Source organism: Klebsiella sp. CN_Kp073, from assembly GCF_040065495.2.
Taxonomy (GTDB): Bacteria; Pseudomonadota; Gammaproteobacteria; order Enterobacterales; family Enterobacteriaceae; genus Klebsiella; species Klebsiella aerogenes.
In genome coordinates this window covers 5,219,898-5,245,976 of record NZ_CM198051.1, presented here as the reverse complement: position 1 = coordinate 5,245,976, position 26,079 = coordinate 5,219,898, and the positions used below count along the sequence as shown (strand labels likewise).

Annotated in this window: 18 protein-coding genes, 4 tRNA genes, 3 rRNA genes and 1 pseudogene; 17 read left to right on the top strand and 9 right to left on the bottom strand. The window is 54.3% G+C overall.

The features are described from left to right. Positions 1-993, top strand: a complete 993-nt coding sequence (rbsR, locus tag ABLV66_RS25185; protein ID WP_072251486.1) for a ribose operon transcriptional repressor RbsR — start codon at positions 1-3, stop codon at positions 991-993. Here the strand turns inward: rbsR and mdtD are convergent. Both mdtD and ABLV66_RS25175 read right to left on the bottom strand, forming a co-directional pair. Beyond that, positions 990-2,387 carry a multidrug transporter subunit MdtD gene (gene mdtD, locus ABLV66_RS25180; protein WP_045396023.1) on the bottom strand — a complete coding sequence of 466 codons (1,398 nt, stop codon included), beginning with the start codon at positions 2,385-2,387 and terminating at the stop codon, positions 990-992. The two genes, rbsR and mdtD, sit on opposite strands and share 4 nt — an antisense overlap. Before the next feature lie 13 nt (positions 2,388-2,400). Beyond that, entirely contained in the window at positions 2,401-3,102 is a 702-nt protein-coding gene (locus ABLV66_RS25175) for a FadR/GntR family transcriptional regulator (RefSeq protein WP_348877244.1), read from the bottom strand. A 496-nt stretch (positions 3,103-3,598) separates the two neighbouring features. On the opposite strand from ABLV66_RS25175, the gene ABLV66_RS25170 reads away from it, so the two are divergent. The 7 genes from ABLV66_RS25170 to ABLV66_RS25140 all read left to right on the top strand — a co-directional run bounded on the left by ABLV66_RS25170 (position 3,599) and on the right by ABLV66_RS25140 (position 9,015). Further along, positions 3,599-5,138 (top strand): 16S ribosomal RNA (locus ABLV66_RS25170). 71 nt (positions 5,139-5,209) lie between these two features. Further along, a tRNA-Ile gene (locus ABLV66_RS25165) sits at positions 5,210-5,286 on the top strand. A gap of 106 nt (positions 5,287-5,392) precedes the next feature. Continuing rightward, a tRNA-Ala gene (locus ABLV66_RS25160) sits at positions 5,393-5,468 on the top strand. Between the two features lie 170 nt (positions 5,469-5,638). After that, positions 5,639-8,543: ribosomal RNA gene (locus tag ABLV66_RS25155) — 23S ribosomal RNA — on the top strand. 95 nt (positions 8,544-8,638) lie between these two features. Beyond that, positions 8,639-8,754, top strand: a 5S ribosomal RNA gene (rrf, locus tag ABLV66_RS25150). Together the 16S, 23S and 5S rRNA genes with 4 tRNA genes alongside form the textbook arrangement of a ribosomal RNA operon. Before the next feature lie 56 nt (positions 8,755-8,810). Next, a tRNA-Asp gene (locus ABLV66_RS25145) sits at positions 8,811-8,887 on the top strand. Between the two features lie 52 nt (positions 8,888-8,939). Continuing rightward, positions 8,940-9,015 (top strand) — tRNA-Trp (locus ABLV66_RS25140). A 102-nt stretch (positions 9,016-9,117) separates the two neighbouring features. Here the strand turns inward: ABLV66_RS25140 and hdfR are convergent. After that, a complete protein-coding gene (hdfR, locus tag ABLV66_RS25135) occupies positions 9,118-9,939 on the bottom strand; it encodes an HTH-type transcriptional regulator HdfR (protein ID WP_045395539.1) in 822 nt (273 codons plus the stop codon). Between the two features lie 118 nt (positions 9,940-10,057). Between hdfR and ABLV66_RS25130 the strand changes: the two genes are divergently transcribed. Continuing rightward, positions 10,058-10,396, top strand: coding sequence for a MaoP family protein (locus ABLV66_RS25130; protein WP_045362345.1), 339 nt, complete (start codon positions 10,058-10,060; stop codon positions 10,394-10,396). A 25-nt stretch (positions 10,397-10,421) separates the two neighbouring features. Here ABLV66_RS25130 and ABLV66_RS25125 read toward each other — a convergent pair whose 3' ends face one another. Further along, complete coding sequence (locus ABLV66_RS25125; protein ID WP_348877215.1) at positions 10,422-11,942, bottom strand: YifB family Mg chelatase-like AAA ATPase; 1,521 nt, start codon at positions 11,940-11,942, stop codon at positions 10,422-10,424. Positions 11,943-12,296: 354 nt separating this feature from the next. Between ABLV66_RS25125 and ilvL the strand changes: the two genes are divergently transcribed. The 6 genes from ilvL to ilvA all read left to right on the top strand — a co-directional run bounded on the left by ilvL (position 12,297) and on the right by ilvA (position 18,843). After that, entirely contained in the window at positions 12,297-12,395 is a 99-nt protein-coding gene (gene ilvL / locus ABLV66_RS25120) for an ilv operon leader peptide (protein WP_001311244.1), read from the top strand. A 140-nt stretch (positions 12,396-12,535) separates the two neighbouring features. Next, entirely contained in the window at positions 12,536-14,182 is a 1,647-nt protein-coding gene (gene ilvG / locus ABLV66_RS25115; protein ID WP_047078519.1) for an acetolactate synthase 2 catalytic subunit, read from the top strand. Then, positions 14,179-14,436: an acetolactate synthase 2 small subunit gene (ilvM, locus tag ABLV66_RS25110; protein ID WP_015368897.1), complete on the top strand. Its 258-nt coding sequence runs from the start codon at positions 14,179-14,181 to the stop codon at positions 14,434-14,436. Before ilvG ends, ilvM begins: the two co-directional genes overlap by 4 nt. A gap of 19 nt (positions 14,437-14,455) precedes the next feature. Then, complete coding sequence (locus ABLV66_RS25105; RefSeq protein ID WP_008807980.1) at positions 14,456-15,385, top strand: branched-chain amino acid transaminase; 930 nt, start codon at positions 14,456-14,458, stop codon at positions 15,383-15,385. 60 nt (positions 15,386-15,445) lie between these two features. Further along, positions 15,446-17,296 (top strand): dihydroxy-acid dehydratase, encoded by a 1,851-nt coding sequence (gene ilvD / locus ABLV66_RS25100; protein ID WP_348877216.1) that lies wholly within the window; start codon positions 15,446-15,448, stop codon positions 17,294-17,296. Between the two features lie 2 nt (positions 17,297-17,298). Next, positions 17,299-18,843, top strand: a complete 1,545-nt coding sequence (gene ilvA, locus ABLV66_RS25095) for a threonine ammonia-lyase, biosynthetic (protein ID WP_015368895.1) — start codon at positions 17,299-17,301, stop codon at positions 18,841-18,843. On the opposite strand, the gene ilvY is transcribed toward ilvA, so the two are convergent. Then, positions 18,840-19,730: an HTH-type transcriptional activator IlvY gene (ilvY, locus tag ABLV66_RS25090; protein WP_015703964.1), complete on the bottom strand. Its 891-nt coding sequence runs from the start codon at positions 19,728-19,730 to the stop codon at positions 18,840-18,842. The two genes, ilvA and ilvY, sit on opposite strands and share 4 nt — an antisense overlap. Before the next feature lie 155 nt (positions 19,731-19,885). Between ilvY and ilvC the strand changes: the two genes are divergently transcribed. Next, on the top strand, positions 19,886-21,361 hold the full coding sequence (gene ilvC, locus ABLV66_RS25085; RefSeq protein ID WP_015703965.1) for a ketol-acid reductoisomerase: 1,476 nt from the start codon (positions 19,886-19,888) through the stop codon (positions 21,359-21,361). Between the two features lie 98 nt (positions 21,362-21,459). Here ilvC and ppiC (ABLV66_RS25080) read toward each other — a convergent pair whose 3' ends face one another. Both ppiC (ABLV66_RS25080) and ppiC (ABLV66_RS25075) read right to left on the bottom strand, forming a co-directional pair. After that, the gene (gene ppiC / locus ABLV66_RS25080) at positions 21,460-21,741 is read right to left on the bottom strand and encodes a peptidylprolyl isomerase PpiC (protein WP_002883180.1); all 282 of its coding nucleotides are present in this window, start codon (positions 21,739-21,741) and stop codon (positions 21,460-21,462) included. Positions 21,742-21,792: 51 nt separating this feature from the next. Then, positions 21,793-22,073, bottom strand: a pseudogene (gene ppiC / locus ABLV66_RS25075) (peptidylprolyl isomerase PpiC). A 112-nt stretch (positions 22,074-22,185) separates the two neighbouring features. On the opposite strand from ppiC (ABLV66_RS25075), the gene rep reads away from it, so the two are divergent. After that, positions 22,186-24,207, top strand: a complete 2,022-nt coding sequence (rep, locus tag ABLV66_RS25070; RefSeq protein WP_015368891.1) for a DNA helicase Rep — start codon at positions 22,186-22,188, stop codon at positions 24,205-24,207. A 4-nt stretch (positions 24,208-24,211) separates the two neighbouring features. Here rep and ABLV66_RS25065 read toward each other — a convergent pair whose 3' ends face one another. After that, positions 24,212-24,934, bottom strand: a complete 723-nt coding sequence (locus tag ABLV66_RS25065; protein ID WP_063414949.1) for a DUF554 domain-containing protein — start codon at positions 24,932-24,934, stop codon at positions 24,212-24,214. A 61-nt stretch (positions 24,935-24,995) separates the two neighbouring features. Then, positions 24,996-25,994, bottom strand: a complete 999-nt coding sequence (locus tag ABLV66_RS25060; protein ID WP_348877217.1) for an amidohydrolase family protein — start codon at positions 25,992-25,994, stop codon at positions 24,996-24,998. Positions 25,995-26,079: the final 85 nt, after the last annotated feature.

Genomic DNA, 26,079 nt, shown 5'->3' with positions numbered 1-26,079 from the left:
TTGGCTACCATGAAGGATGTGGCCCGCGTCGCGGGCGTTTCCACCTCGACCGTTTCTCACGTCATTAATAAAGACCGCTTTGTCAGCGAGGCGATTACCGCCAAAGTTGATGCGGCGATCAAAAGTCTTAACTACGCACCTTCGGCGCTGGCGCGTAGCCTCAAGTTAAATCAGACGCGAACCATCGGCATGTTGATCACCGCCAGTACTAACCCGTTTTATTCGGAGCTGGTGCGCGGCGTGGAACGCAGCTGTTTCGAGCGCGGCTACAGCCTGGTTTTATGTAATACCGAAGGCGATGAGCAGCGGATGAATCGCAATCTGGAAACGCTGATGCAAAAACGCGTCGATGGTCTGCTGCTGCTGTGCACCGAAACGCATCAACCTTCCCAGGAGATCATGCAGCGTTATCCGTCGGTGCCGACGGTGATGATGGACTGGGCGCCGTTCGACGGCGACAGCGATCTCATTCAGGATAATTCGTTGCTCGGTGGCGATATGGCGACCCAGTATCTGATCGATCGCGGTCATACCCGTATTGCCTGCATTGCCGGGCCGCTGGATAAGACGCCGTCGCGACTGCGCCTGGAAGGCTACCATGCGGCGATGGCGCGCGCCGGGCTGGATGTCGCCGAAGGTTATGTCATTACCAGCGATTTTGAATTTGGCGGCGGTTTTACCGCGATGCAGCAACTGCTGGCGTTAACGCCACGGCCGCAGGCGGTATTTGTCGGTAATGATGCGATGGCGGTCGGCGCGTATCAGGCGCTGTATCAGGCCGGGTTGCGTATTCCGCAGGATATGGCGCTGGTGGGGTATGACGATATTGAACTGGCGCGCTATATGACCCCGCCGCTCACCACTATTCATCAACCCAAAGATGAACTGGGAGAGCTGGCTATCGATGTGCTGATTCACCGCATGGCGGATCCCGGGCAAAAACAGCAGCGCGTGCAGCTTACCCCCGAACTGGTGGTTCGCGGTTCAGCTTAGTGCTTGTGACGCTCCGTTATCAGGTTGCGGCCATCTTTAGCTCTGAGCAGCATAAACATCAGCGCTGATACCACGGTGATCGCACCCATCGTGATAAAGGTATAGTGGAATTGTTCGATGGTGCTGGCGTTATCAAATCCTTCATAAAAACGCAGGACTGCCGCGCTGATGGCCACGCCAAGGCTAATGGACAGCTGCTGGGTTACCGCGAGTAGGCTGTTGCCGCTACTGGCATTGTCATCGGTTAAATCAGCAAGCGTAATGGTGTTCATCGAGGTGAACTGCGTGGACATCGCCATCCCCAGCACAAATAGCGGCAGTAGTAGCAGCCACAGCGGCATTCCTGGCGACTGCAACGCAAACTGCGCGATCATCAAACCAATAAAGATAGTGACCCCCACCAACGTTTTGCGATAACCAAACCAGCGTAGTATCTGTGTGACGGTCGACTTGGCGATAATCGAGCCAATGGCCGTCGGCGCAATCATGCAGCCGGCGATAATGGCCGGGTAGCCGAAACCGACCTGTAGCATCAGAGGCATCAGGAACGGTACGCAGCCGGTTCCTAACCGTGTGGCCAGGTTGCCGGCGATCCCGACAGAGAAGGTATGGGTCTTAAATAAGGAGAGTGAAATCAGCGGCGTGGGATGGCGACGAGCATGGCGAATATAGGCCAGCATGAGCACGACGCTCAGGGCGATGACGGACAGCGCCATCCAGCTGGCAACGATTTTCTCGCCAAAGAGTTCAATACCGCTGGAGAACAGCACCAGACTTAACCCAAAAAGAACAAAGCCGCTGGTATCGAAACGACGGCGGGGCGTGGTGAAGTCCGGCATATATTTGCGGGCGTAGAGAATGCCGATGATACCAATCGGGATGTTAATCAAGAAAATCCAGTGCCAGCTGGCCCAGGTGACTAACACGCCGCCGAGTACAGGACCGAGAATGGGGCCGACCAGGCCAGGCATGGTAACGAAGTTGAGTACCGGCAGCAGTTCGCTACGCGGATAGGCGCGTAACAGCGCCAGACGCGCAACCGGCATCATCATTGCGCCGCCGATCCCCTGGATGACGCGGAAGACAACCAGTTCGGGTAGCGAAGTGGAAAGCGCGCAGGCAAGGGAACCTAAGGTAAACAGGCTGACGGCAATGATAAAGACTTTGCGGGTGCCGAAGCGGTCGGCCAACCAACCGCTCACCGGGATCAGCATCGCTACCGTCAGGGTGTAGCTGATAATGGCGGATTGCATCGCCAGCGGGGAGTGACCAAGGCTATGCGCAATAGCGGGAAGCGCGGTATTAAGAATAGTGGCGTCCAGCGCCTGCATAAAGAAAGCCATGGCCGCAATCCACGGCAGTCCGGCCATACTCCGCCCTTTCTTCCCGGTCATGCCTTTTCCTTCTTTATTTACCTGTGTGGTTTGGGGTATTCAACAATGTCTGGCAGGCAAGCTGCGCGCGCGGACCATCGCTTTCCTGAATGGCGTCAACAATAGCCTGGTGCAGGTCCAGTTTAACGACTTCATTTTGCGTAATCGAGGTGAAATAGGTTTGATATACCGAATGGAATAACGACGCGAAAGAGGTGAGAAACGGGTTGCCGCTCATCGCATAAATATGTTCATGCCAGGCCATATCGACTTCAATCCAGCGTTCGCGGATAAAATGTCTTTTCAGCTCGATCATTTCTTCCATTAACGTATTGAGCTGCGCTTTCTGCTCGGAGGTACCGGCAATCGCCGCCAGAAAACAGGCCTGAGGCTCCAGGCTGCTACGCATCACCAGGAAATGGCTAACCACTTCTTCGAAATTATCTTCCGTCAGCCACCAGGCGAGTAGTTCTTTATCCAGAAAGTTCCAGCTGCTGCGCGCCAGAACGCGAGTACCGATACGCGGACGCGGAAGCAGCATGCCTTTAGCCGCCAGCGTTTTTACCGCTTCTCGTACTGCCGTCCGGCTGACGCCAAACTGTTCGCCCAGCTCCATTTCACCGGGAAGGATGCTCTCTGGCGGATATTCGTCAGTGAGGATTTTTTGGGCGATCTTCTCCGCGATGACCCAGGAGATGTTTTTTTGTGCCGCCAGCTGCTGTGCGCTTATAGACATGAATGCCGTTCCTTTCTCTTTTCTACTTCATCAGTATGCCACCTGACGGCTTATTTCGGTGGTTAAAACAGCAAAAGGGCCATTTTTTACGATTTCAACATCCGCTTTGGCGAAAAAAGAGACGGTTGAAAAGTTTTTTGAAAACAGGGCTTGTCAACGTCTCAGAACTCCCTATAATGCGCCTCCACTGACACGGAACAACGGCAAGCAAGCCGCCGGGTCAGCAGGGTTTCAGCAGTAAAATACGACGCTGAAAACCGACAGAGAAAAGTGAAAATAAACGCTTGACTCTGAATGAGGAAAACGTAATATACGGGACCTCGCAACGGTGAGCTGAAAGCCGCGTTGCAACTGCTCTTTAACAATTTATCAGACAATCTGTGTGGGCACTCAAAGTGACATGGATTCTTAACGTCCTCGGACGAAAAATGAATACCAAGTCTCTGAGTGAACATGCGTAATTCATTACGAAGTTTAATTCACGAGCATCAAACTTAAATTGAAGAGTTTGATCATGGCTCAGATTGAACGCTGGCGGCAGGCCTAACACATGCAAGTCGAGCGGTAGCACAGAGAGCTTGCTCTCGGGTGACGAGCGGCGGACGGGTGAGTAATGTCTGGGAAACTGCCTGATGGAGGGGGATAACTACTGGAAACGGTAGCTAATACCGCATAACGTCGCAAGACCAAAGTGGGGGACCTTCGGGCCTCATGCCATCAGATGTGCCCAGATGGGATTAGCTAGTAGGTGGGGTAATGGCTCACCTAGGCGACGATCCCTAGCTGGTCTGAGAGGATGACCAGCCACACTGGAACTGAGACACGGTCCAGACTCCTACGGGAGGCAGCAGTGGGGAATATTGCACAATGGGCGCAAGCCTGATGCAGCCATGCCGCGTGTATGAAGAAGGCCTTCGGGTTGTAAAGTACTTTCAGCGAGGAGGAAGGCGTTAAGGTTAATAACCTTAGCGATTGACGTTACTCGCAGAAGAAGCACCGGCTAACTCCGTGCCAGCAGCCGCGGTAATACGGAGGGTGCAAGCGTTAATCGGAATTACTGGGCGTAAAGCGCACGCAGGCGGTCTGTCAAGTCGGATGTGAAATCCCCGGGCTCAACCTGGGAACTGCATTCGAAACTGGCAGGCTAGAGTCTTGTAGAGGGGGGTAGAATTCCAGGTGTAGCGGTGAAATGCGTAGAGATCTGGAGGAATACCGGTGGCGAAGGCGGCCCCCTGGACAAAGACTGACGCTCAGGTGCGAAAGCGTGGGGAGCAAACAGGATTAGATACCCTGGTAGTCCACGCCGTAAACGATGTCGACTTGGAGGTTGTGCCCTTGAGGCGTGGCTTCCGGAGCTAACGCGTTAAGTCGACCGCCTGGGGAGTACGGCCGCAAGGTTAAAACTCAAATGAATTGACGGGGGCCCGCACAAGCGGTGGAGCATGTGGTTTAATTCGATGCAACGCGAAGAACCTTACCTACTCTTGACATCCAGAGAACTTAGCAGAGATGCTTTGGTGCCTTCGGGAACTCTGAGACAGGTGCTGCATGGCTGTCGTCAGCTCGTGTTGTGAAATGTTGGGTTAAGTCCCGCAACGAGCGCAACCCTTATCCTTTGTTGCCAGCGGTCCGGCCGGGAACTCAAAGGAGACTGCCAGTGATAAACTGGAGGAAGGTGGGGATGACGTCAAGTCATCATGGCCCTTACGAGTAGGGCTACACACGTGCTACAATGGCATATACAAAGAGAAGCGACCTCGCGAGAGCAAGCGGACCTCATAAAGTATGTCGTAGTCCGGATTGGAGTCTGCAACTCGACTCCATGAAGTCGGAATCGCTAGTAATCGTAGATCAGAATGCTACGGTGAATACGTTCCCGGGCCTTGTACACACCGCCCGTCACACCATGGGAGTGGGTTGCAAAAGAAGTAGGTAGCTTAACCTTCGGGAGGGCGCTTACCACTTTGTGATTCATGACTGGGGTGAAGTCGTAACAAGGTAACCGTAGGGGAACCTGCGGTTGGATCACCTCCTTACCTTAAAGAACCTGCCTTTGTAGTGCTCACACAGATTGTCTGATGAAAATACAGCAGTAAGTAATCTCTGCAGGCTTGTAGCTCAGGTGGTTAGAGCGCACCCCTGATAAGGGTGAGGTCGGTGGTTCAAGTCCACTCAGGCCTACCAAATTCGCTCTCGTGCTTTGTTGTGGCAAAGCTCGCATACTTCAGTATGCTTCGCTTCACCACGCCGCGCCCGAAAACGAATTAAGGTTAAAAGAGATTCATTCGATGGGGCTATAGCTCAGCTGGGAGAGCGCCTGCTTTGCACGCAGGAGGTCTGCGGTTCGATCCCGCATAGCTCCACCATTCTTACTGCAAAAACAAGAAAACTTCAGAGTGTACCTGAAAAAGGTTCACTGCGAAGTTTTGCTCTTTAAAAATCTGGATCAAGCTGAAAATTGAAACGACACACAGTTAATGTGTGTTCGAGTCTCTCAAATTTTCGCAATCAGAAGTGAAACATCTTCGGGTTGTGAGGTTAAGCGACTAAGCGTACACGGTGGATGCCCTGGCAGTCAGAGGCGATGAAGGACGTGCTAATCTGCGAAAAGCGTCGGTAAGGTGATATGAACCGTTACAGCCGGCGATGTCCGAATGGGGAAACCCAGTGCAATTCGTTGCACTATCGTTAACTGAATACATAGGTTAACGAGGCGAACCGGGGGAACTGAAACATCTAAGTACCCCGAGGAAAAGAAATCAACCGAGATTCCCCCAGTAGCGGCGAGCGAACGGGGAGCAGCCCAGAGTCTGAATCAGCTTGTGTGTTAGTGGAACGGTCTGGAAAGTCCGACGGTACAGGGTGATAGTCCCGTACACCAAAATGCACAGGCTGTGAACTCGAAGAGTAGGGCGGGACACGTGGTATCCTGTCTGAATATGGGGGGACCATCCTCCAAGGCTAAATACTCCTGACTGACCGATAGTGAACCAGTACCGTGAGGGAAAGGCGAAAAGAACCCCGGCGAGGGGAGTGAAAAAGAACCTGAAACCGTGTACGTACAAGCAGTGGGAGCACCTTTATGGTGTGACTGCGTACCTTTTGTATAATGGGTCAGCGACTTATATTCTGTAGCAAGGTTAACCGTATAGGGGAGCCGCAGGGAAACCGAGTCTTAACTGGGCGTTAAGTTGCAGGGTATAGACCCGAAACCCGGTGATCTAGCCATGGGCAGGTTGAAGGTTGGGTAACACTAACTGGAGGACCGAACCGACTAATGTTGAAAAATTAGCGGATGACTTGTGGCTGGGGGTGAAAGGCCAATCAAACCGGGAGATAGCTGGTTCTCCCCGAAAGCTATTTAGGTAGCGCCTCGTGAATTCATCTTCGGGGGTAGAGCACTGTTTCGGCTAGGGGGTCATCCCGACTTACCAACCCGATGCAAACTACGAATACCGAAGAATGTTATCACGGGAGACACACGGCGGGTGCTAACGTCCGTCGTGAAGAGGGAAACAACCCAGACCGCCAGCTAAGGTCCCAAAGTCACAGTTAAGTGGGAAACGATGTGGGAAGGCACAGACAGCCAGGATGTTGGCTTAGAAGCAGCCATCATTTAAAGAAAGCGTAATAGCTCACTGGTCGAGTCGGCCTGCGCGGAAGATGTAACGGGGCTAAACTGTGCACCGAAGCTGCGGCAGCGACACTATGTGTTGTTGGGTAGGGGAGCGTTCTGTAAGCCTGCGAAGGTGACCTGTGAGGGTTGCTGGAGGTATCAGAAGTGCGAATGCTGACATAAGTAACGATAATGCGGGTGAAAAGCCCGCACGCCGGAAGACCAAGGGTTCCTGTCCAACGTTAATCGGGGCAGGGTGAGTCGACCCCTAAGGCGAGGCCGAAAGGCGTAGTCGATGGGAAACAGGTTAATATTCCTGTACTTGGTGTTACTGCGAAGGGGGGACGGAGAAGGCTATGTTAGCCGGGCGACGGTTGTCCCGGTTTAAGCATGTAGGCGGAGGTTCCAGGTAAATCCGGTACCTTTTAACGCTGAGGTGTGATGACGAGGCACTACGGTGCTGAAGTAACAAATGCCCTGCTTCCAGGAAAAGCCTCTAAGCATCAGGTAACATCAAATCGTACCCCAAACCGACACAGGTGGTCAGGTAGAGAATACCAAGGCGCTTGAGAGAACTCGGGTGAAGGAACTAGGCAAAATGGTGCCGTAACTTCGGGAGAAGGCACGCTGATATGTAGGTGAAGCCCCTGCGGGTGGAGCTGAAATCAGTCGAAGATACCAGCTGGCTGCAACTGTTTATTAAAAACACAGCACTGTGCAAACACGAAAGTGGACGTATACGGTGTGACGCCTGCCCGGTGCCGGAAGGTTAATTGATGGGGTTATCCGTAAGGAGAAGCTCTTGATCGAAGCCCCGGTAAACGGCGGCCGTAACTATAACGGTCCTAAGGTAGCGAAATTCCTTGTCGGGTAAGTTCCGACCTGCACGAATGGCGTAATGATGGCCAGGCTGTCTCCACCCGAGACTCAGTGAAATTGAACTCGCTGTGAAGATGCAGTGTACCCGCGGCAAGACGGAAAGACCCCGTGAACCTTTACTATAGCTTGACACTGAACATTGAGCCTTGATGTGTAGGATAGGTGGGAGGCTTTGAAGCGTGGACGCCAGTCTGCGTGGAGCCAACCTTGAAATACCACCCTTTAATGTTTGATGTTCTAACGTTGGCCCCTAATCGGGGTTGCGGACAGTGTCTGGTGGGTAGTTTGACTGGGGCGGTCTCCTCCCAAAGAGTAACGGAGGAGCACGAAGGTTAGCTAATCCTGGTCGGACATCAGGAGGTTAGTGCAATGGCATAAGCTAGCTTGACTGCGAGCGTGACGGCGCGAGCAGGTGCGAAAGCAGGTCATAGTGATCCGGTGGTTCTGAATGGAAGGGCCATCGCTCAACGGATAAAAGGTACTCCGGGGATAACAGGCTGATACCGCCCAAGAGTTCATATCGACGGCGGTGTTTGGCACCTCGATGTCGGCTCATCACATCCTGGGGCTGAAGTAGGTCCCAAGGGTATGGCTGTTCGCCATTTAAAGTGGTACGCGAGCTGGGTTTAGAACGTCGTGAGACAGTTCGGTCCCTATCTGCCGTGGGCGCTGGAGAATTGAGGGGGGCTGCTCCTAGTACGAGAGGACCGGAGTGGACGCATCACTGGTGTTCGGGTTGTCATGCCAATGGCATTGCCCGGTAGCTAAATGCGGAAGAGATAAGTGCTGAAAGCATCTAAGCACGAAACTTGCCCCGAGATGAGTTCTCCCTGAGACTTTAAGTCTCCTGAAGGAACGTTAAAGACGATGACGTTGATAGGTCGGGTGTGTAAGCGTAGCGATACGTTGAGCTAACCGATACTAATGAACCGTGAGGCTTAACCTTACAACGCCGAAGATGTTTTGGCGATTTGAGACGATTTTCAGCGTGATACAGATTAATCAGTGCGTCGTAATGACGGGCTGGTAAAACAGAATTTGCCTGGCGGCGATAGCGCGGTGGTCCCACCTGACCCCATGCCGAACTCAGAAGTGAAACGCCGTAGCGCCGATGGTAGTGTGGGGTCTCCCCATGTGAGAGTAGGGAACTGCCAGGCATCAAATTTGCAGTAAAACCGGGGCATTAAACCGGTAGATGTAGAAAAAATTCGGTGGAGCGGTAGTTCAGTCGGTTAGAATACCTGCCTGTCACGCAGGGGGTCGCGGGTTCGAGTCCCGTCCGTTCCGCCACTTATTCATATTAAGCCTGCTATATTAGCGGGCTTAATAGCGAGAAAGATTTAGGGGCGTAGCTCAGTTGGTAGAGCACCGGTCTCCAAAACCGGGTGTCGCGAGTTCGAGTCTCTCCGCCCCTGCCATATATAATCCTTTGCTTCGGCAAAGGATTTTTTTTGTCTTTAATTTCTTCCCTCACACTGCCTTTCTTGCCTTTTGGTCACTCCATCCATGGAGTCAGATCGCTATTCCAGGATGCTGCTTTTCAGGATCTCGCGAATATGTGCCTGCTTATCGCTATTTTGTAGCCAGATGGCATACAGAGGACGTGAAAGCGTCGCGCTATCGGTCACCGTGTGCAGGCCGGTTTTCTGCTGTGCCCAACTAACGGGTAACCAGGTACAACCGTTCAGCGTACTGAGTTGCTGATAAGCCAGTTCGGCGGAGCTCGTTGTCAACAGCGGCACATCATCGCTACCGATCAAACCCGCTTCGTTTTGCTGGAAGTCTGGTCCCCATTCCAGGCGCAGGTAGTTCAAATCATTCTTATTTTTTCCCGGCGCGGCACAATAGAGCGCCAGGGTGAAATGACCCAATAACTGGCTGCTTAATTCATCCATCTTCGGTGATTCAGTGGTGATCAGGAGATCGAGCTGGCGTTCATGCAACTGCTTTACTAATGACTGGCGCTGGGCTATCCGCGCCTCAAATTGCAGGTTATAGGGATCGTTGTAGAGTGTCCCCAGCCAACCGTTCAACAGGCATTCCCACAGCGATGCGCTGGCGCCGATCGAAAATTCATTATGGCGAGAAGAGTGGGCGACCTCCTTACGCGCGGCCTGCCAGGTATTCATCAACGTTTCGGCATAGGGCAACAGTTTCTCGCCGGCTGACGTCAGGCGAATATTGTTACGATGGCGGGTAAATAGATTCACGCCCAACTGGTTCTCCAGCTGACGAATGCGGAAGCTAACCGCTGATTGTGTTAAATAAAGCGCTTCCGCTGCCCGTCCAAAGTGGCGAGTTCTGCTCACTTCAAGGAAAGTTTTGAGCAATTCCGTGTCCACACTCTTCTCCGCAAAATTATTTGTCGTGATGATTTAAATGTTTTGTTTGACGCTCTGTCAAGCGTAACTAATACTCCGCGCCATAAATAGCTCGGCCAAAGAATCAGGAGCGTGTAGGATGGCGGAAAGCTTTACGACGACTAATCGTTTTTTCGACAATAAAAATTATCCACGCGGGTTCTCCCGTCACGGTGATTTCACCATCAAAGAGGCGCAACTGCTTGAACGTCATGGTTACGCCTTTAATGAGCTGGAATTGGGCAAACGCGAGCCTGTTACCGAAGATGAAAAACAGTTCGTTGCGGTATGTCACGGCGAACGTGAGCCAGTAACCGACGCGGAACGCGTTTGGATTAAGTATATGGCGCGAATCAAACGTCCGAAGCGTTTTCATACCTTATCTGGCGGCAAGCCGCAGGTTGAAGGCGCTGAAGACTACACTGAAAGCGATGATTAAAAAAAAGGGCGAAAGCCCTTTTTTTTTATGCCATCAGCGTCTGCAGGTGATTTAACATGCGGTCGATAGCCCGGTAGCTTAGCGCCTCCTGCAAATGATGACGTTCAATATCCCTATCCTCATTAAGATCGGCGATAGTACGCGCAACTTTCAGTAAACGTTGCCATGCGCGGATTGAAAGCCCTAATAGTGAGAGCGTCTGTTCCAGCCATATCGCGTCGTCTTCTTTCAGCTTGCACCAGACTTTTATCTCCCCGCTATCCAGTTGCGCGTTCAGTTTATTCTGCCGTGCGAGCTGTCTGTCGCGCGCCGCTAATACCCGTAATCGGATGGTGGCGCTTCGCTCTTCGCCGCCGCCACCCCGGCTTAATACGCCCGGCGGAGGGAGCGGAATTTCAAGCGAAAGATCGAAGCGGTCGAGAAATGGCCCTGATAATCGGCCCAGGTAGCGTAGGGTCTGTTCCGGCGTGGCCCGATTATGCTGACCCTGATAATGTCCTGTTGGGCTGGGGTTCATGGCGGCAATCAGCTGAAATCTTGCGGGATAATCAATCTTAGCCCGAGTGCGGGAAAGATGAATTTTTCCTGATTCGATGGGCTCTCGTAGTGCATCCAGAACCCGACGTTCGAATTCGGGTAGTTCATCAAGAAACAGAATACCGTTATGTGCAAGGGAGATCTCTCCAGGGGCCGGGATTGAGCCGCCGCCGACCATCGCCGCTAGCGAAGCGCTATGGTGAGGGGCGCGAAAAGGCCGCCGACGCCACTGGCGCGTGACGTAATGAGCATTGACGAGGCTGAGAATAGCCGCGCTTTCCAGCGCTTCCTGGTTGGTTAGCGGCGGTAAAAGCCCCGGTAAACGGCTGGCGAGCATCGTCTTTCCTGTCCCCGGCGGACCCATCAAGAGCAAATTGTGACCGCCAGCTGCGACTATCTCCAGCGCGCGTTTTCCCTGCTGTTGGCCAATGACATCGCCGAGATCGTCATAATCATTGTCGTCTGTCGCGATTTCGCCAGCTGGCGGCTGCAGAGTATGTTTCCCCTCCAGAAACGCGCAAACTTTCTGCAGGTGTCCGGCTATAAGGCACTCATTGCCGCCAATCAAACCGACCTCTTCGGCATTATCTCCGGCAACGATGATCTTCCTCCCGGCTTTTATTGCCTCCATAGCGCTGGATATAGCCCCTGGAACGCCGCGTAACGCGCCTGTAAGGGCTAATTCGCCAATAAACTCATACTGATTAAGTTTCGGTGCGGCAAGCTGCTGCGAAGCGACCAGGAGCGCGAGAGCAATAGGTAAATCATATCTCCCTCCTTCTTTGGGCAGATCGGCGGGTGCGAGATTGATGGTTATCTTCTTCGCTGGAAAGCTGTAGCCGCTGTTAATAATGGCGCTACGCACCCGATCGCGGGCTTCCTTTACCGTGGTTTCCGGTAGACCGACCATCGTCAAGCCGGGGAGTCCGTTGCTGATATGGACTTCGACAGTAATTAGCGGCGCGCTGACCCCGAGCGCCGCGCGGGTATAGACAATTGCGAGTGACATAACGCCTCCTGAGCGGAATGATTATGTCTATTCAAACGGTTTCATAAACCTGTGAATATTTAACTTTACGTTGCCTGTTCCAGACAATTACCTGCAAAGTTTTGCATTTTCATTGTCTTGGGAGTACGCGCGCAAATCCGTCATGAAGCCGTTTTAATGCCGTGAAACACTGCAGCAAACGCGAGAATAAGCTGAATTTTTTTCATTTTATTTTTTTCTTTTTAAAAACAACTGGTTTAATAAAAATCGTTAGCAAGATCAGAAAATGGAACATAAAAAAATCTTGTGCTTAATGTGATGTCTGTGGTAACTCTTTAGGTATTCCTTCGAACAAGAAGCCAGAAAGAACAGAAAATGACAGCCCTTCTACGAGTGATTAGCCTGGTCGTGATTAGCGTGGTGGTGATTATTATCCCACCGTGCGGGGCTGCACTTGGACGAGGAAAGGCTTAGAAATCAAGCCTTAACGAACTAAGACCCCCGCACCGAAAGGTCCGGGGGTTTTTTTATAACTTAAAAAACATAAGCGAGGAGCAGAAGATGGGTTTTAGCATAAAATTCTGTTTCTCCCGATCTATGACGGGGAAGTAACTATGAACGGGGCGCAGTGGGTGGTACATGCTTTGCGAACACAGGGTGTCGATACGGTATTTGGCTATCCGGGTGGCGCGATTATGCCGGTTTACGATGCATTGTATGACGGCGGCGTGGAACACCTGTTGTGTCGACACGAGCAGGGCGCCGCAATGGCCGCTATCGGTTATGCCCGCGCGACCGGCAAAACCGGAGTCTGCATCGCCACTTCCGGCCCTGGCGCCACCAACCTGATCACCGGTTTGGCGGATGCGTTACTTGATTCCGTGCCTGTTGTTGCGATCACCGGCCAGGTGGCGGCGCCGTTTATCGGCACCGATGCTTTTCAGGAAGTGGACGTTCTCGGTTTGTCGCTGGCCTGCACCAAACACAGTTTCCTGGTGCAGTCGTTGGAAGAGCTGCCGCGCGTGATCGCGGAGGCTTTCCAGGTGGCAAACTCAGGCCGTCCTGGCCCGGTACTGGTTGATATCCCTAAGGATATCCAGCTGGCTAAAGGCGAATTAGATCCGCATTTCTCTACCGTTCCTGACGATGTTGAGTTTCCTCACGCAGAAGTCGAGCAGGCGTTAGCGATGCTTGCGAAGTCCCATAAGCCGATGCTGTACGTGGGCGGCGGCGTCGGAATGGCGCAAGCGGTACCGGCCGTGCGCGAATTTCTGGCGGTGACGCAGATGCCTGTCACCTGCACCCTGAAAGGGTTGGGCGCCGTTGCCGCGGATTATCCGTATTACCTTGGCATGCTCGGTATGCATGGCACCAAGGCGGCAAATCTGGCGGTGCAGGAGTGCGATTTACTGATTGCCGTCGGCGCCCGTTTTGATGACCGGGTGACCGGCAAGCTGAATACCTTTGCCCCGCACGCCAAAGTAATCCATATGGATATTGACCCGGCCGAGCTGAACAAACTGCGCCAGGCGCACGTCGCCTTAACTGGAGATTTAAACGCCATGCTGCCAGCGTTGCAGCAGCCGTTGGCCATCGATGCGTGGCGCGAGCACAACGCGCAGCTGCGCGCGGAGCACGCCTGGCGCTACGATCATCCCGGCGAAGCAATCTACGCGCCGCTGTTGCTCAAGCAGCTTTCCGATCGCAAACCGGCGGATTGCGTCGTGACGACCGATGTCGGCCAGCACCAAATGTGGTCGGCCCAGCACATGACCTATACCCGTCCGGAAAATTTCATCACTTCCAGCGGCCTGGGCACCATGGGCTTCGGCCTGCCGGCAGCCGTCGGCGCGCAGGTGGCCCGCCCGGACGATACGGTTATCTGTATCTCCGGCGATGGCTCTTTCATGATGAACGTGCAGGAGCTGGGCACCGTTAAGCGCAAGCAGTTACCGTTGAAAATCGTGCTGCTGGATAACCAACGTTTAGGTATGGTTCGCCAGTGGCAGCAGCTGTTCTTCCAGGAGCGTTACAGCGAAACCACGCTTACCGATAATCCTGATTTTCTTACGCTGGCCAGCGCTTTCGGCATTCCAGGCCAGCACATCACCCGTAAAGACCAGGTTGAAGCGGCACTCGACACCATGCTTTCGAGCCAGGGGCCATACCTGCTTCATGTCTCAATCGATGAACTTGAGAATGTCTGGCCGTTGGTGCCGCCCGGCGCCAGTAATGCAGAAATGCTGGAGAAATTATCATGATGCAACATCAGGTCGCTTTACAGGCTCGCTTCAACCCCGAAACCTTAGAACGCGTGCTGCGCGTGGTGCGCCATCGCGGTTTTCAAATCTGCTCAATGAATATGGAAACCGCGTCGGATGCGCAAAACATAAATATCGAACTGACCGTTGCCAGCCAGCGGCCCGTCGAATTACTGTTTAGTCAGTTACGCAAACTGGTCGACGTCGCCTGCGTCGAGATCCAGCAACCCACATCACAACAAATCCGCGCCTGAGCGCAGAGGAATAAAAAAAATGACGACGAAGAAAGCTGATTACATTTGGTTCAATGGCGAGATGACTCCATGGGGCGAGGCGAAAGTACACGTCATGTCCCACGCGCTGCACTACGGGACTTCGGTATTCGAAGGTATCCGCTGCTACGATTCTCACAAAGGGCCAGTGGTGTTCCGCCATCGTGAACACATGCAGCGTCTGCATGATTCAGCCAAAATCTACCGTTTCCCGGTTTCTCAGAGCGTTGACGAGCTGATGGAAGCCTGCCGCGAAGTTATCCGTACCAATAAACTGACCAGCGCTTATATCCGTCCGCTGGTGTTTGTTGGCGATGTTGGCATGGGCGTTAACCCGCCGGACGGTTACAAAACCGACGTTATCATCGCGGCGTTCCCGTGGGGTGCATACCTTGGCGCAGAAGCGCTGGAGCAGGGGATCGATGCGATGGTTTCTTCCTGGAACCGCGCGGCGCCTAACACCATCCCAACCGCAGCGAAAGCGGGCGGCAACTATCTCTCCTCTCTGCTGGTCGGCAGCGAAGCGCGTCGTCACGGTTATCAGGAAGGTATCGCGCTGGACGTTAACGGCTATATCTCCGAAGGCGCAGGCGAAAACCTGTTTGAGGTGAAAGATGGCGTGCTGTTTACTCCGCCGTTTACCTCTTCCGCGCTGCCGGGTATCACCCGCGACGCCATCATCAAGCTGGCGAAAGATCTCGGTATCGAAGTCCGCGAGCAGGTGCTGTCCCGCGAATCTCTGTACCTGGCGGATGAAGTGTTCATGTCCGGTACCGCTGCGGAAATCACGCCGGTACGCAGCGTTGACGGTATCCAGGTCGGCGCAGGCCGCCGCGGTCCGGTGACCAAACGCATTCAGGAAGCCTTCTTTGGCCTCTTCACCGGTGAAACGGAAGATAAATGGGGCTGGCTGGATCCGGTAAGTAAGTGATTAAAAATGGGACGGCACGCACCGTCCCATTGCATAAACAGAGATGGGAGTAAAAAGAGCATGCCTAAGTACCGTTCCGCCACCACCACACATGGCCGCAATATGGCGGGCGCCCGCGCGCTGTGGCGCGCAACCGGGATGACCGATGCCGATTTCGGCAAACCAATCATCGCCGTTGTTAACTCCTTTACCCAGTTTGTTCCAGGGCACGTGCATCTGCGCGATCTCGGCAAACTGGTTGCCGAGCAGATTGAAGCTGCGGGCGGCGTCGCTAAAGAATTCAACACCATCGCGGTGGATGATGGGATCGCCATGGGTCACGGGGGTATGCTCTATTCACTGCCATCCCGCGAGCTCATCGCCGATTCAGTCGAGTACATGGTTAACGCCCACTGCGCCGATGCCATGGTCTGTATCTCCAACTGTGACAAAATCACCCCGGGGATGCTGATGGCCTCCCTGCGGTTGAATATTCCGGTGATCTTTGTTTCCGGCGGCCCGATGGAAGCCGGGAAAACTAAGCTGTCTGACAAAATCATCAAGTTGGATCTGGTTGATGCCATGATTCAGGGGGCAGACCCGAAAGTCTCTGACGATCAGAGCGAACAGGTGGAGCGTTCCGCCTGTCCGACCTGCGGTTCGTGCTCGGGGATGTTCACCGCGAACTCAATGAACTGCCTGACCGAAGCATTAGGCCTGTCGCAGCCGGGTAATGGTTCTCTGCTGGCGACCCATGCCGACCGTAAAGCGCTGTTTCTCAACGCCGGTAAACGTATCGTTGAACTGACCAAACGCTACTACGAGCAGGACGACGCTTCCGCGCTGCCGCGCAATATCGCCAGCAAGGCGGCATTTGAAAACGCCATGACTCTCGATATCGCAATGGGCGGCTCAACCAATACCGTACTGCACCTGCTGGCGGCGGCGCAGGAAGCTGAAATCGACTTCGCTATGAGTGATATCGACAAGCTGTCCCGCAAAGTGCCGCAGCTGTGTAAGGTGGCGCCGAGTACGCAAAAATACCATATGGAAGACGTGCACCGCGCCGGTGGCGTGCTGGGTATTCTCGGCGAGCTGGATCGCGCGGGGTTACTCAACCGCGATGTTAAAAACGTCCTTGGCCTGACGCTGCCGCAGACCCTGGAACAGTACGATGTGATGGTGACCCAGGACGACGCGGTGAAAAAAATGTTCCGCGCCGGTCCGGCGGGGATCCGTACTACCCAGGCGTTCTCGCAGGATTGCCGCTGGGATACGCTGGATGACGATCGCGCTGAGGGATGTATCCGTTCTCTGGAACATGCCTACAGTAAAGACGGTGGCCTGGCAGTACTGTACGGTAACTTTGCCGAAAACGGCTGTATCGTCAAAACCGCTGGCGTCGACGATAGCATCCTGAAATTTACCGGCCCGGCGAAAGTTTATGAAAGCCAGGACGAAGCGGTTGAGGCGATCCTCGGCGGCAAAGTCGTGGAAGGCGACGTCGTGGTTATTCGCTATGAAGGGCCTAAAGGCGGGCCGGGAATGCAGGAGATGCTCTATCCGACCACCTTCCTCAAGTCCATGGGTCTTGGCAAAGCGTGCGCGTTGATCACCGATGGCCGTTTCTCCGGCGGCACCTCCGGGCTTTCCATCGGCCACGTATCGCCGGAAGCCGCGAGCGGCGGCAACATCGCTATCATCGAAGATGGCGACATGATTGCTATCGATATTCCGAACCGCGGTATCCAACTGCAGCTCAGCGATGCCGAAATCGCCGCCCGTCGCGAAGCGCAAGAAGCGCGTGGCGATAAGGCGTGGACGCCGAAAGACCGCGAGCGCCAGGTCTCCTTCGCGCTGCGCGCTTACGCCAGCCTCGCGACCAGTGCCGACAAGGGCGCCGTGCGCGATAAATCAAAACTTGGGGGTTAATCATGGCCGAGTCGCAACCCCTATCCGCCGCCCCTGAGGGGGCGGAGTATCTCCGGGCGGTACTGCGCGCGCCGGTTTATGAAGCGGTGCAGAAAACCCCGCTGCAAAAAATGGACAAGCTCTCTTCGCGTCTCGATAACGTTATCCTGGTGAAACGCGAAGACCGCCAGCCGGTGCATAGCTTTAAGCTGCGCGGCGCCTACGCGATGATGTCCGGCCTGACGGCGGAACAAAAATCAAATGGCGTGATCACCGCTTCGGCGGGTAATCATGCGCAGGGCGTGGCGTTTTCCGCTTCCCGGCTGGGTGTTAAGGCGCTGATCGTGATGCCGGTAGCGACCGCCGATATCAAAGTCGATGCCGTTCGCGGCTTTGGCGGCGAAGTGCTACTGCACGGCGCCAACTTTGACGAAGCGAAAGCCCGCGCGATCGAGCTGGCGCAGCAGCAGGGTTTTACCTGGGTGCCGCCGTTCGATCACCCGATGGTTATCGCCGGTCAGGGAACGCTGGCGCTGGAGCTGCTGCAGCAGGATGCCCACATTGACCGCGTATTCGTCCCGGTTGGCGGCGGCGGTCTGGCGGCAGGCGTGGCGGTGCTGATCAAGCAGCTGATGCCGCAGATTAAAGTGATAGCGGTGGAAGCGGAAGACTCGGCGTGTCTGAAAGCGGCGCTGGATGCCGGTCACCCGGTGGATCTGCCGCGCGTCGGTTTGTTCGCTGAAGGCGTGGCGGTGAAGCGCATCGGCGATGAAACGTTCCGTGTATGCCAGGAGTATCTGGACGACATCATCACCGTCGATAGCGATGCTATCTGCGCGGCGATGAAAGATCTGTTCGAAGATGTGCGGGCGGTAGCGGAGCCCTCCGGCGCGCTGGCGCTGGCAGGGATGAAAAAGTATATCGCCCAGCATAACATCCGCGGTGAGCGTCTGGCTCACATCCTGTCCGGCGCCAACGTCAACTTCCACGGACTGCGCTACGTTTCTGAGCGTTGCGAGCTCGGGGAGCAACGCGAAGCGCTGCTGGCGGTGACGATACCGGAAGAGAAAGGCAGCTTCCTTAAGTTCTGTCAGCTACTAGGCGGCCGTTCGGTTACCGAGTTCAACTACCGTTTTGCCGATGCCAAAGATGCCTGTATTTTCGTTGGCGTGCGGCTGAGCCGCGGGTTGGATGAGCGCAAAGAGATCCTCGATCTGCTAAGCGAAGGCGGCTACAGCGTGGTCGATCTTTCCGATGACGAAATGGCGAAACTGCACGTGCGCTATATGGTCGGCGGACGACCGTCTAAACCGCTGCAGGAGCGCCTGTTTAGCTTCGAGTTCCCGGAATCGCCTGGCGCGCTGCTCAAGTTTCTGCACACCCTGGGCACCCACTGGAATATTTCGTTGTTCCACTATCGCAGCCACGGCACCGATTTTGGCCGCGTTCTGGCGGCGTTTGAGCTTGGCGAGCATGAGCCGGACTTCGAAACCCGTCTTAATGAACTGGGCTACGAGTGTCATGACGAAACCCATAACCCGGCGTTCCGCTTTTTCCTCGCGGGCTAGTGGTTAGGCAGTATTTTCCAGAACGCATCAATAAGCGGCTCGTACAGCCGCTTTTTTTGTGCGCAGACGCCCAGCTCAAATGGCGTTTTCTCATCGCTGCGATCGAGGATCATCACGCGATTACGTACCGGCTCGGGGCTGTTTTCCAGCACCACTTCCGGCAGTAGCGCCACGCCGCAGCCGAGGGCGACCATAGATACCATGGCTTCATGGCCGCCGACGGTGGCGTAAATGGATGGATTGCTGATTTTATGGCGGCGGAACCACAGCTCGATGCGGCGGCGCACCGGTCCCTGATCGGCCATGATAAACGGCACCGTTGCCCAGTCGGGATGCTCGACCGTGACCTGATTGCGCACCGGGCAGGGTAACGCCGGGGCAATCAGCACCACCGCAAGATTTTCCAGCATCGAAAACGCCACCGAGCCCGGCAGCGTCTCCGGCTTACCAGCAATGGCCAGATCGGCTTCTCCAGTGACCACTTTTTCCATCGCATCAGCGGCGTCGCCGGTCGATAACTTTATCTCTACCGAAGGATGCGCGGCGCGAAAGCGGTCGAGAATCGGTGGCAGATGGCTGTAAGCGGCGGTCACGGAGCAGAAAATATGTAGCTCGCCGGAGAGTGACGGCCCCTGCTGGTCGATGGCGTGGCGCAGTTGCTGATACTGCAATAAAGTCTGCTGGGCAAAGGTGCGGAGTTCTTCGCCGGCCTCGGTTAGGGTCACGGTGCGATTATCGCGAACGAACAGCGGCTGGCCGAGGTCCTCTTCCAGGCGTTGAATCTGCCGCGAAAGCGTGGAGGGACTGACATGCATAGCCCGCGCGCTGCGGCCAAAATGGCGGCTTTCCGCCAGATGCAGAAAGGTTTTCAGATCGCGTAAATCCATGGCTCAATCCCCTGAGAATAACGTTGCAGTTATTGCAATGTGATGTTGTGAATATATCAATTTTCGCAACGAAATTCCTGTCATATAGTGGGTTCATTCTCGCAAAACGCGAACCGAACAATAAGCACGACAACACAACATCACGAGGTATCACCATGGCTAACTACTTCAACACACTGAATCTGCGCCAGCAGCTGGCTCAGCTGGGCAAATGCCGCTTTATGGGGCGCGATGAATTTGCCGATGGCGCAAGCTATCTTCAGGGTAAAAAAGTAGTCATCGTCGGCTGTGGCGCGCAGGGCTTGAACCAGGGGCTGAACATGCGTGACTCCGGTCTGGATATCTCCTATGCGCTGCGTAAAGAAGCGATCGCCGAGAAGCGCGCATCCTGGCGTAAAGCGACGGAAAACGGCTTCAAAGTGGGTACCTATGAAGAGCTGATCCCGCAGGCTGACCTGGTCGTCAACCTGACTCCGGACAAACAGCACTCTGACGTTGTGCGTTCCGTACAGCCGCTGATGAAAGACGGCGCGGCGCTGGGTTACTCCCACGGCTTCAACATCGTTGAAGTGGGCGAGCAGATCCGCAAAGACATCACCGTGGTGATGGTGGCGCCTAAGTGCCCGGGTACCGAAGTTCGTGAAGAGTACAAACGCGGTTTCGGCGTACCGACGCTTATCGCCGTCCACCCGGAAAACGATCCGAAAGGCGAAGGCATGGCGATTGCCAAAGCCTGGGCAGCGGCGACCGGCGGCCATCGTGCGGGCGTTCTGGAATCCTCCTTCGTGGCGGAAGTGAAATCTGACCTGATGGGCGAGCAGACCATCCTCTGCGGCATGCTGCAGGCGGGTTCTCTGCTGTGCTTCGATAAGCTGGTGGCTGAAGGTACCGATCCGGCCTACGCGGAAAAACTGATTCAGTTCGGTTGGGAAACCATCACCGAAGCGCTGAAGCAAGGCGGTATCACCCTGATGATGGATCGCCTGTCTAATCCGGCGAAACTGCGCGCTTACGCACTGTCCGAACAGCTGAAAGAGATCATGGCGCCGCTGTTCCAGAAACATATGGATGACATCATCTCCGGCGAATTCTCTTCCGGCATGATGGCTGACTGGGCGAACGACGACAAAAAACTGCTGACCTGGCGTGAAGAGACCGGTAAAACCGCGTTCGAAACCGCGCCGCAGTATGAAGGTAAAATCGGCGAGCAGGAGTACTTCGATAAAGGCGTACTGATGATTGCAATGGTGAAAGCGGGCGTTGAACTGGCCTTCGAAACCATGGTTGATTCCGGCATCATCGAAGAGTCCGCTTACTACGAATCGCTGCACGAGCTGCCGCTTATCGCCAACACAATCGCCCGTAAGCGTCTGTATGAAATGAACGTGGTTATCTCCGATACCGCAGAATACGGTAACTATCTGTTCTCTTATGCATGCGTACCGTTGCTGAAAGAGTTCATGACCACTCTGCAGACCGGCGACCTGGGCAAAGCGATTGCCGAAGGCGCGGTAGATAACGCTCAGCTGCGCGACGTGAACGAAGCGATTCGCAGCCACGCTATCGAAGCGGTGGGTAAAAAACTGCGCGGGTATATGACCGATATGAAGCGTATCGCGGTTGCCGGCTAATAAAACAAAAGGTGCGGGCGGATGCCCTCACCCCAACCCTCTCCCACAGGGAGAGGGGGCAAACATTAAAGGCCTTCTCTTTGAGAAGGCCTTGTTGTTTATTTCCGGTACAGCACTTTGATGATGTGGTAACCGAACTGGGTATGCAGCGGGCCGGTTGGCTCCAGTTCCGGGCAGGAGAAAACCACTTTATCGAATGCCGGAACCATCTGGCCCTGGCGGAATTCGCCCAGATCGCCGCCGCGTTTTCCTGACGGGCAGATAGAGTGTTTTTTCGCCAGCTTGCCGAAGTCGGCGCCGTTTTTGAGCTGCTCAAGCAGATCGAGAGCCAGTTTCTCTTCTTTTACCAGGATATGCAGTGCTGCCGCTGTTTTAGCCATGATTGCGCCTTGATTGAGTTGGGATAAATCAGGGCGCCATAGTAACACGCGCTAGCGGCGATACAGCACCTGATGATATGGTAGCCAAATTTGGTTTGTACCGGGCCATAGGGTTTGAGCAGCGGACAGCTGAACACGGCTTTATCAAACGGAGCGACCATCGCGCCCTGCTGGAACTCCCCCAAATCGCCGCCATGGCGTCCGGACGGACATTTTGAGTAGCGCTTCGCCAGATGATCGAAGCTGACGCCCCGTTCCAGCTTGGCGAGGATCTCGTGTGCCAGTTTTTCTTCTTTGACCAGAATATGCAGGGCCGCTGCGCTTTTTGCCATTACCGAAGCCTCAGGATGAATTGCGTGGCTGACACTTTACCATCAGCCGGTAAATCTCGGCCTCGCTTTCTGCTACAATCCACACCCCGTTCGAAGATTGAGCAATATTCCCATGCGTTTAAACCCTGGCCAACAACAAGCCGTCGAATTCGTTACCGGACCGTGCCTGGTGCTGGCGGGCGCCGGTTCCGGTAAGACCCGCGTTATTACGAATAAAATCGCCCACCTGATCCGCGGCTGCGGCTATCAGGCGCGCCATATCGCGGCCGTCACCTTTACTAACAAGGCCGCGCGCGAAATGAAAGAGCGCGTCGGGCAAACGCTGGGGCGCAAAGAGGCGCGCGGGCTGATGATTTCCACCTTCCACACCCTGGGGCTGGATATCATCAAACGCGAATACGCCGCGCTGGGAATGAAATCCAACTTTTCTTTGTTCGATGATACCGACCAGGTCGCGCTGCTGAAAGAACTCACCGAAGGGTTGATCGAAGATGACAAAGTGGTGTTGCAGCAGCTGATCTCGACGATCTCCAACTGGAAAAACGATCTGAAAACGCCGGCGCAGGCGGCGGCTGGCGCGAAAGGCGAACGGGACCGCATCTTCGCCCACTGCTATGGGCTCTATGATGCGCATATGAAGGCCTGCAACGTCCTCGATTTTGACGACCTGATCCTGCTGCCGACGCTGCTGCTGCAGCGTAATGAAGAGGTGCGCGAGCGCTGGCAGAATAAGATCCGTTACCTGCTGGTGGATGAGTATCAGGATACCAACACCAGCCAGTATGAGCTGGTGAAGCTGCTGGTGGGGCAGCGCGCGCGCTTTACCGTGGTGGGTGATGATGACCAGTCGATCTACTCATGGCGCGGCGCGCGGCCGCAGAACCTGGTGCTGCTAAGCCAGGATTTTCCGGCGCTGCAGGTGATCAAGCTTGAACAGAACTACCGTTCATCAGGGCGTATTCTGAAGGCCGCCAATATTTTGATCGCCAATAACCCACACGTCTTTGAAAAGCGGCTGTTCTCTGAACTTGGCTACGGCACCGAGCTGAAAGTGCTCTCCGCCAATAACGAAGATCATGAAGCGGAGCGCGTCGCTGGCGAACTGATAGCCCATCACTTTATTAATAAAACCAACTACAAAGATTACGCCATCCTTTATCGCGGTAATCACCAGTCGCGGGTTTTTGAAAAGATGCTGATGCAAAACCGCATCCCGTACAAAATCTCGGGCGGCACGTCGTTCTTTTCGCGCCCGGAAATTAAAGATTTGCTGGCCTATCTGCGCGTACTTACCAACCCGGATGACGACAGCGCCTTCCTGCGCATCGTCAATACGCCGAAACGCGAGATTGGCCCGGCGACCTTGCAAAAGCTGGGCGAATGGGCGATGAGCCGTAACAAAGGCTTATTCACCGCCAGCTTTGATATGGGGTTAAGCCAGACGCTGACCGGGCGCGGGTATGAATCTCTCACTCGTTTCACCCATTGGCTGCGGGAAATTCAGCAACTGGCCGAGCGTGAACCGGTCAATGCCGTGCGGGATTTAATTCGCGGGATTGATTATGAGTCCTGGCTATATGAAACCTCGCCGAGCCCGAAAGCCGCGGAAATGCGGATGAAAAACGTCAACCAGCTGTTCACCTGGATGACCGAGATGCTGGAAGGCAGTGAGATAGACGAGCCGATGACGCTGACGCAGGTGGTTACCCGCTTTACCCTGCGCGATATGATGGAACGCGGCGAATCGGATGAAGAGCTGGATCAGGTGCAGTTGATGACCCTGCATGCCTCAAAAGGGCTGGAGTTCCCGTATGTTTACCTGGTAGGAATGGAAGAGGGATTGCTGCCGCATCAGAGCAGTATTGATGAAGATAACGTCGATGAAGAACGGCGGCTGGCCTACGTCGGTATCACCCGCGCCCAGAAAGAACTGACTTTCACGTTGTGCAAAGAGCGCCGACAGTATGGCGAGCTGGTGCGCCCGGAACCGAGCCGTTTCCTGCTCGAGCTCCCGCAAGACGATCTGATTTGGGAGCAGGAGCGAAAAGTCATCTCTGCGGAAGAACGCATGCATAAAGGCCAGGCCAACGTCGCGAATATCAAGGCGATGCTGGCGAAGGCGAAAAAGGGCTAACGCTTCAGGCGACAAACTGCTGCCAGGCGGTGGAAAATGGCATCACCAGCAGCAGTGACGGTAGCATGTTGGCGGTAGGGAAATGGCGCATACCGCAAAGCCGAAAACCGGTCGCCAGCATAATAATTCCGCCGCAAGCAGTAAAATCAGCGATCATCGATGGGCTTATCAACGTCATAATAAACGTGGCGGCGAAGAACAGAATCACGAAGATGATCAGCTGGGGAATAAAAATCGCGGTGATAATGTAGCCCAGCGTCGAAGCGAAAATGGCGGCGGTGAAAAAGTCGAGTATCGACTTGGTCAGCAGAATGGTCGGGTCGCCGGTCATCCCTTCGGTTAGGGCGCCAAAAATACCGGTACCGCTGGCGCAGAACAGGATCAGCACCGCGATAAACTGGTTCATAAAATCCTCCGCTTCTACGCCTGCGTTGTTTTGGCCTGGAAAAATGCGCTCGATGGGCGTTCGCAGCTGTGTTCCCGCCCGCTCAATCCACTTCTCAATATTCAACAGGCCGCCAATAATCGTGCCGATGATAACGGCCAGCGCAATGGGTGGCAGATTGATGAGTTTGTTAAGGAAGAACACGCCCATACTGATAGAGATTAAACCGGAAATAAGCGGTAGCGTTTTTTTAAAGTGATCCGGGATAAATCGGTTGAGTGAGGCGCCTGCAATCGCGCCGACGAGTAATGAACCGCTGCAAACAAAAATACCTACCGGCATAGTATATTCTCCATGTAATAAAATCAGGGCCTGAGAACAGGCCCTGTCGATTTATTTTTTATTATTTGATATTAAATACGCGGCTGGCATTGCCCCAGGCTATTTTTTCTTTCAGCCCTTCATCCATTTCTAACGGATCAAACCAGTCGCAGGCCTGATGAATATCTTCATAAGGGTAATCTACGGAGAACATCACGCGATCGGCACCCATTACTTCAATCGCATTATTTAGCGAGTGAGTATTAAAATGACCGCTGGTGGTGACAATAAAGTTATTTTGCAGATAGTGCATTAACGGTTTTTCCGCCTTACCCAAACCGCAGCCGAAACGCTGACGATAGAGGCGATGCTGAGTGCGCGGCAGCATGTGTACCAGCCCTTCACCGAGGTGTCCCAGCACCAGGTTAAGATTCGGATAACGGTCGAACAGGCCGCTCATCATCAGGCGAATAGCGTGAACGGCGGTTTCCTGCGCAAAGCCCCAGGCGGAACCGATCAGGCTTTCGTAACCGGTATAAATCCCGCGCGCCGGGCCTTCCAGCGGTTCACGCGGATGCAGGTACACCGGCACGTTTAGCTCGTTAACTTTATCCCAGAATACCAACATGGATTCATCATCAAGATACAGGCCATGTTCGTTATCTTTGACGTTGGTATAGCCGTTAATCAGCGCGCCTTTCATGCCCAGTTTTTTCACCGCGCGCTCCAGCTCTTCCGCCGCTGCTTCCGGGTTTTGTAACGCCAGCGTGGCGAACGCGCTAAATTTATCTGGATTCGGTTTTACATAATTATCAACAATAAAATCATTAGTGTCGCGAGCGAAAGAGACCGCTTTAGCTTTATCTAAAATAGATTGCGCGCCGGGCGAAGTCAGAGAAAGAATGACGTGGTCAATATTACGTTGCGCCATCTCTTCGAGCTGAATGCTGCGGTCAAGCAGACGGCGTTCAACGTCTTGCATATATTCGCTACCGTTACGATTAGCTTCGCCGGTCGAATCCCACAAACGATTATTTTCAGGAGTAGATACATGTTCTTCTAAAGCGATTTTTCCGCGCATGATAGGTTCCTCTATTTATTCGGTCGATATGAACTGATGCGAGGAGATTAAAATGTTTGACGTATTGACAGCAATAAACCAAATA

Coding starts and splice junctions, on each gene's coding strand:
- ilvY (WP_015703964.1), bottom strand. CDS start 19,730: ATGGATTTACGCGATCTGAAAACCTTTCTGCATCTGGCGGAAAGCCGC.
- mdtD (WP_045396023.1), bottom strand. CDS start 2,387: ATGACCGGGAAGAAAGGGCGGAGTATGGCCGGACTGCCGTGGATTGCG.
- ppiC (WP_002883180.1), bottom strand. CDS start 21,741: ATGGCTAAAACAGCGGCAGCACTGCATATCCTGGTAAAAGAAGAGAAA.
- ilvL (WP_001311244.1), top strand. CDS start 12,297: ATGACAGCCCTTCTACGAGTGATTAGCCTGGTCGTGATTAGCGTGGTG.
- ABLV66_RS25065 (WP_063414949.1), bottom strand. CDS start 24,934: ATGCCGGTAGGTATTTTTGTTTGCAGCGGTTCATTACTCGTCGGCGCG.
- ABLV66_RS25105 (WP_008807980.1), top strand. CDS start 14,456: ATGACGACGAAGAAAGCTGATTACATTTGGTTCAATGGCGAGATGACT.
- ilvD (WP_348877216.1), top strand. CDS start 15,446: ATGCCTAAGTACCGTTCCGCCACCACCACACATGGCCGCAATATGGCG.
- ABLV66_RS25125 (WP_348877215.1), bottom strand. CDS start 11,942: ATGTCACTCGCAATTGTCTATACCCGCGCGGCGCTCGGGGTCAGCGCG.
- ilvG (WP_047078519.1), top strand. CDS start 12,536: ATGAACGGGGCGCAGTGGGTGGTACATGCTTTGCGAACACAGGGTGTC.
- ilvC (WP_015703965.1), top strand. CDS start 19,886: ATGGCTAACTACTTCAACACACTGAATCTGCGCCAGCAGCTGGCTCAG.
- ABLV66_RS25060 (WP_348877217.1), bottom strand. CDS start 25,994: ATGCGCGGAAAAATCGCTTTAGAAGAACATGTATCTACTCCTGAAAAT.
- ABLV66_RS25130 (WP_045362345.1), top strand. CDS start 10,058: ATGGCGGAAAGCTTTACGACGACTAATCGTTTTTTCGACAATAAAAAT.
- rep (WP_015368891.1), top strand. CDS start 22,186: ATGCGTTTAAACCCTGGCCAACAACAAGCCGTCGAATTCGTTACCGGA.
- ilvM (WP_015368897.1), top strand. CDS start 14,179: ATGATGCAACATCAGGTCGCTTTACAGGCTCGCTTCAACCCCGAAACC.
- ABLV66_RS25175 (WP_348877244.1), bottom strand. CDS start 3,102: ATGTCTATAAGCGCACAGCAGCTGGCGGCACAAAAAAACATCTCCTGG.
- ilvA (WP_015368895.1), top strand. CDS start 17,299: ATGGCCGAGTCGCAACCCCTATCCGCCGCCCCTGAGGGGGCGGAGTAT.